Annotated in this window: 6 protein-coding genes; 2 read left to right on the plus strand and 4 right to left on the minus strand. The window is 43.0% G+C overall.

Annotated features, from left to right (window positions below; genetic code table 11):
- Positions 1 to 446: 446 nt before the first annotated feature.
- The 3 genes from rpmH to HT699_RS03805 form a co-directional block, all read right to left on the minus strand.
- Complete coding sequence (gene rpmH, locus HT699_RS03795) at positions 447 to 581, minus strand: 50S ribosomal protein L34 (RefSeq protein ID WP_000831907.1); 135 nt, start codon at positions 579 to 581, stop codon at positions 447 to 449.
- A gap of 144 nt (positions 582 to 725) precedes the next feature.
- Positions 726 to 1,940, minus strand: a complete 1,215-nt coding sequence (locus HT699_RS03800) for a pyridoxal phosphate-dependent aminotransferase (protein WP_023934190.1) — start codon at positions 1,938 to 1,940, stop codon at positions 726 to 728.
- Positions 1,941 to 2,096: 156 nt separating this feature from the next.
- The gene (locus tag HT699_RS03805; protein ID WP_172934108.1) at positions 2,097 to 2,396 is read right to left on the minus strand and encodes a hypothetical protein; all 300 of its coding nucleotides are present in this window, start codon (positions 2,394 to 2,396) and stop codon (positions 2,097 to 2,099) included.
- Between the two features lie 171 nt (positions 2,397 to 2,567).
- Between HT699_RS03805 and HT699_RS03810 the strand changes: the two genes are divergently transcribed.
- Positions 2,568 to 3,020, plus strand: coding sequence for a universal stress protein (locus tag HT699_RS03810; RefSeq protein ID WP_079252991.1), 453 nt, complete (start codon positions 2,568 to 2,570; stop codon positions 3,018 to 3,020).
- Between the two features lie 148 nt (positions 3,021 to 3,168).
- Here HT699_RS03810 and HT699_RS03815 read toward each other — a convergent pair whose 3' ends face one another.
- Positions 3,169 to 4,560, minus strand: coding sequence for a Cof-type HAD-IIB family hydrolase (locus HT699_RS03815; RefSeq protein ID WP_000453149.1), 1,392 nt, complete (start codon positions 4,558 to 4,560; stop codon positions 3,169 to 3,171).
- Between the two features lie 65 nt (positions 4,561 to 4,625).
- Between HT699_RS03815 and HT699_RS03820 the strand changes: the two genes are divergently transcribed.
- Positions 4,626 to 5,588 carry an asparaginase gene (locus tag HT699_RS03820; RefSeq protein WP_050302899.1) on the plus strand — a complete coding sequence of 321 codons (963 nt, stop codon included), beginning with the start codon at positions 4,626 to 4,628 and terminating at the stop codon, positions 5,586 to 5,588.
- Positions 5,589 to 5,738 lie beyond the last annotated feature (150 nt).

The raw sequence follows: 5,738 nt of genomic DNA on the forward strand, positions 1-5,738 counted from the left end.
CTTAGTTTGGGAATTTACCTTTTTTTCATCGCTGAATCCCACTAACAGTTCTATAAGGAAGTTAGCCACCCAGCCCTCCTAAAAATGAGATGGTTCAACTATAGTGAAATGAAATAAGAACAGGACAAATCGATCAGGACAGTCAAATCGATTTCTAACCATGTTTTAGAAGTAGAGGTGTCCTATTCTCGTTTCAATCTACTATAGCTTATGACGAGCCCTTCCTTTACCAGACAGATCTATAGCGAAAGGAAATAAAAACGCAACAGATTGATTAGGAAATGCAAAGCAATTTCTAAAACTGTTTTAGCAGTCGCTATCTACTATCCTAGCTTCCAGCTATTCTATCTTTGACACCGGGTTCATCTACTCTTGCCCCTATTTTTAAGCACAATAAAAGCCAGTAGACTCGAGTTCCTACTGACTTTCCTTCTCCGTGGTTTGGACTAGGCAGCCAAAACGTTGCGTCCTTTACGACGACGAGCTGCCAATACGCGACGACCATTTTTAGTTGACATACGGTTACGAAATCCGTGTTTGCGCGCACGACGAAGTTTACTTGGTTGATAAGTACGTTTCACGATGAATACCTCCTCATAGATTTTGTATTCGTTTAGCCGGCTATAAAGTGATCAGTTACTAAACATACTTTACCATTCTATCTGATTCTGTCACTTTTGTCAATAGCTCTAGGCAAATGTTTCCAGCTTTTTCTCATGTAAGCCCTATCTGCGATACTGTTTTAAGAAACGAGTCATCTTTTCTTGGATTTGGGCTAGTTCCTCGACACGAGGAAGGTAAACGATACGGAAGTGGTCTGGTTCCTGCCAGTTAAAACCGCGACCATGAACCAAGAGCACCTTTTCCTGCTTCAAGAAATCAAGGACAAACTGCTCATCATCATCGATACGGTACATATTGCGGTCGATTTTGGGGAAGATATAGAGACCCGCCTTGGGTTTAACGGCAGACAAACCTGGAATCTCTTGAATGGCATTATAGATGAAATTTCTTTGCTCGTAGATTCGTCCACCAGGAAGGAGTAATTCATCGACTGATTGGTGACCACCCAAGGAGGTTTGGACGACTTGTTGGGCCAAAACGTTAGAGCAAAGGCGCATATTGGACAGCATATTGAGCCCTTCGATATAGCCCTTAACATGTGTCTTAGGACCAGACAGAACCATCCAACCCACACGGAAACCAGCGATACGATGCGATTTTGACAGACCATTCATGCTGACACAGAAGAGATCCGGTGCCAGACTCGCCACAGGCGTATGCACATGCCCATCCATGACCATGCGATCATAGATCTCATCCGCAAAGATGATCAAGTCGTTTTGACGGGCAATCTCAATAATCTCCAGCAAGAGTTCCTTCGGATAAAGGGCTCCAGTTGGGTTGTTTGGATTGATAAGGACGATTGCCTTGGTATTGGAAGTGATTTTTGACTTGATATCCGCAATATCAGGGTACCATTCTGCAGCTTCATCACAGATATAGTGAACGGCATTTCCCCCAGCTAGGCTGACAGCCGCTGTCCAGAGAGGATAGTCGGGCATAGGCACCAAGACCTCATCTCCATTGTCCAAAAGCCCCTGCATGGACATGACGATCAGCTCACTGACACCATTTCCAAGGTAAATATCATCCATAGCCACATTGGGGAATTTCTTCAATTGGCAGTACTGCATGATGGCCTTACGGGCTGAAAAAATCCCTTTGGAGTCAGAATAACCTTCACTATCACGCGCATTCATAATCAAGTCATGAATGACCTCGTCTGGCGCTGTAAAGCCAAATTCTGCTGGATTTCCTGTATTCAGACGTAAAATCTTTTCTCCGTTTGCTCGCATCCGCATAGCTTCTTCCAAAACCGGACCACGGATATCATAAGCAACATGCTCTAACTTACTAGACTTGTTATATTCTTTCATCTTGTTTCCTCCATTCATCAGACTAGTAACATTATACCACTAGAAAAAGAATGCGACAAGTTTGCTGAAATGTGTTACTAAAATCCTACATAAGAAAAGCCTCACTAAAAGCGAGGTCAAGACAAGTGAAATAGCAGATGTTTTGCCAAAGAAAGATCACATACCAAAAGATAAACCTAGAAAAAGCAAGCCTAAAAAGGAGTCATAGAGAAGATTGAACATGAGGAAAAGCCCCCATATCATCAAGTAATCCCAGCGACCACTTCTTTTAGCGACTAGGAATAATACCAAATGGTAGAGTAAATGAAAGACTAAAAAGCCAACAAAACCTGGATAAAGAAGCGGTACCAGACTCTCTAATTGCCAAATCATGATCACTTCTACCAAGACCGAAGCTAAGATGATTCCATAATAAAGGAAATTTATTTTTTTTGATTTTTGAAAAGAGTTTTTCATAACCACTCCTCTCCAATCTATTCTATCTTCACTCTCACTCTTTTTTATATATTTTAACATATATACATGTATATGTCAAGCGCTACCATTTTTTGAAAAATACTTTTTTTGCTTTACTTCTATAGTGAAAAGGTTTACAATGATAGTAAGAAAATTTCAGGAGGTTTCATTATGGCACAACGTTACCAAAATATCATGGTCGCAATCGATGGTTCTAAGGAAGCAGACTTGGCTTTTGTCAAGGGAGTTCATTCTGCTCTACGAAACGACGCTAAACTCACCATCGCCCATGTCATTGACACACGCGCTCTCCAAAGCGTATCCACCTTTGACGCCGAAGTTTACGAACAACTCCAAGTCGACGCTGGAAGTCTGATGAAAGAGTACGAAAAACGTGCTAAAGATGCTGGTGTGGCAGATGTTCATATCGTCATTGAAATGGGAAATCCAAAGACCCTACTAGCACGTACTATTCCCGATACTGAAGAAGTGGACCTCATCCTCCTTGGCGCAACCGGTCTCAACGCCTTTGAACGCCTCTTGGTCGGCTCTTCATCTGAATACATCCTCCGCCATGCTAAGGTCGATTTGCTGGTGGTGAGAGAACAAGAGAAAACCTTATAATCGTAAATAAAAAGGAGCCCCCAGCTCCTTTTTGTTTACTTTTTGTTTACTGTTTATACTCTTCGAAAATCTCTTCAAACCACGTCAGCTTCCATCTGCAACCTCAAAAACATGTTTTGAGCTGACTTCNNAGTTTGCTCTTTGATTTTTATTGAGTATTATTTCTCTCTTTATGACGCTCATAAGCCTTGAGCTGGCGCTGCAGTTCCTTTTTAATGGCAGGTTCTGGAGCATATTTTTCTTCCCAATCATCTGGTTTTAAGATTTTGTGGGTCACTGGATCAAAATGAGCCTTGCCATCTGGAAAAATTTTCCCCATATTAGCCTGATGAACAATGTCAAAAATACGTTCTGGGTCCACCCCCATCAAGACAAAACTACCGTAGGTAAAGTAAAGCGTGTCAATCAAGGCATCCACTTGCCCTATCAAATCTTGCTGGGCAGGCGTCTTCTTGGCTACTTTATCTGCCGCCTTATCAAGAGCCTGATGAAGTTGCGATAGAGCTTGACCAAAGTCCTCTTCAGAAGGACTGGCTGCTCGAACAAACTCCACCAATTCTTCTATTTTAAAGCCAGCCCTATGGGTTGCACCTTCTAAATCCCAAGCTCGAGGTTCTTCTTGAGTCCGTTCATCCATCATATGGTGGAAGGTCTTGACCTTATTGAAATGATAGTCACGGCTGACAAAGACTTTTTCTGAAGCCAAAACACCAAAATGTTCCAAGGCCTTGTGGATTCCGTCTTGTTGATTGCTGGTGGTAATGTGCTTGGCAACTTCCTTGACACTGCTACTACCATTTCCCATAGCGACCGACATCCCAACACCTGCCAGCATTTCAAGATCGTTATCTGAGTCACCAAAGGCCATGACTTGGTTGAGGTCAAAGCCATATTCTTTCCCGACTAGTCGAATGCCTTCCAATTTAGAGTTTCCTTGATTGATGACATCCGCAGCAAAAGGATTGCTACGTGTCAATTTCAAGTCTTCAAAATCAGCTGCCGCCTTCTCAGATTCTTCTGGCGTCATCAGCATCAAAACTTGGTAGATAGGCTGATTCATCAGATGAAGCAGGTCTTCTTCCTTTTGGGGAACAACCTTGCTGACCATACGATTAAAGGAATGACTCACCGTCCGGGTTAAAACAGAGGGAACGAAGCGACTGATTCGTTGGGAAAAAGAACCCAGACCAAAGGACATGATTTTAGAACCCAGCATGGCATCCTTGGTCCCTAGGGCAATCTCCTTCCCCTCTTTTTTAGCATAGCTAATTAGATGGCGCAAGTGCAACTTGGAAATAGGGCTCGTGAACAAGACTCTGTCTTTAGTAAAGATGTACTGGCCATTATAGGTTACCGCAAAATCCAGGTCCAAATCGTCCATCAATTCCTTAACAAAAAAAGGTCCTCGCCCTGTCGCTACACCGACAAGCACCCCTTGTTCTTTAACAATCTTAATCGCGTCCCTAGTGGATTTCAAAACACTCTTGCGATTGTTGACTAGTGTTCCATCGATATCAAAAAAAACAGCTTTGACTTCCATCCTATCCCAATCTCCCCTTTTGTGATACAATGATTATACCACATTTCAGAAAGAGTAAGTAAATCATGCCTAAGAAAATCCTTGTTTTACATACGGGTGGGACTATTTCCATGCAGGCCGATGCTTCTGGCGCTGTTGTGACCAGTTCAGATAATCCTATGAATCATGTATCCAACCCACTTGAAGGAATCCAAGTTCATGCCTTGGACTTTTTTAATCTGCCAAGCCCCCATATCAAACCCAAACATATGCTGGCTCTCTACCAAAAAATCAAAGAGGAAGCAGATAATTACGATGGGGTGGTGATCACACACGGAACCGATACTTTAGAGGAAACAGCCTATTTCCTTGATACCATGGAAATTCCCCACATGCCCATCGTTCTAACAGGAGCCATGCGCAGCTCCAATGAACTCGGTAGTGATGGTGTTTATAACTATCTGAGTGCTTTACGGGTAGCTAGCGATGACAAGGCTGCTGACAAAGGAGTTTTGGTCGTTATGAACGATGAAATCCACGCTGCCAAGTATGTCACCAAAACACATACGACTAATGTCAGCACCTTCCAGACCCCAACACATGGCCCCCTCGGTCTCATCATGAAACAGGAAATCCTCTACTTTAAAACAGCTGAACCTCGTGTTCGCTTTGATCTTGATCACATACAAGGCTTGGTGCCTATCATCTCGGCTTATGCTGGTATGACAGATGAGCTGATTGATATGCTGGATTTAGAACACTTGGACGGTTTAATTATCCAAGCCTTCGGAGCTGGTAATATTCCCAAAGAAACGGCTCAAAAATTAGAAAACCTTCTGCAAAAAGGAATCCCAGTCGCCCTGGTTTCACGATGCTTTAACGGTATCGCTGAGCCTGTTTATGCCTACCAGGGTGGGGGCGTGCAATTACAAAAATCTGGTGTCTTCTTTATTAAAGAACTCAACGCCCAAAAAGCCCGCTTGAAACTCCTCATTGCCCTCAATGCCGGACTAACAGGGCAAGATTTGAAAGACTATATGGAAGGCTAAGACTCTTGAAAAATCTCTTCAAACCACGTCAGCTTCCATCTACAAGCTCAAAGCAAGGACTTGAGCTGACTTCGTCAGTTCTATCTACAAGCTCAAAACAGGGACTTGAGCTGACTTCATCATTTTCATCTACAAGCTCAAAGCAGGGAC

This window comes from Streptococcus sp. 1055, assembly GCF_013276815.1.
GTDB lineage: Bacteria > Bacillota > Bacilli > Lactobacillales > Streptococcaceae > Streptococcus > Streptococcus pseudopneumoniae.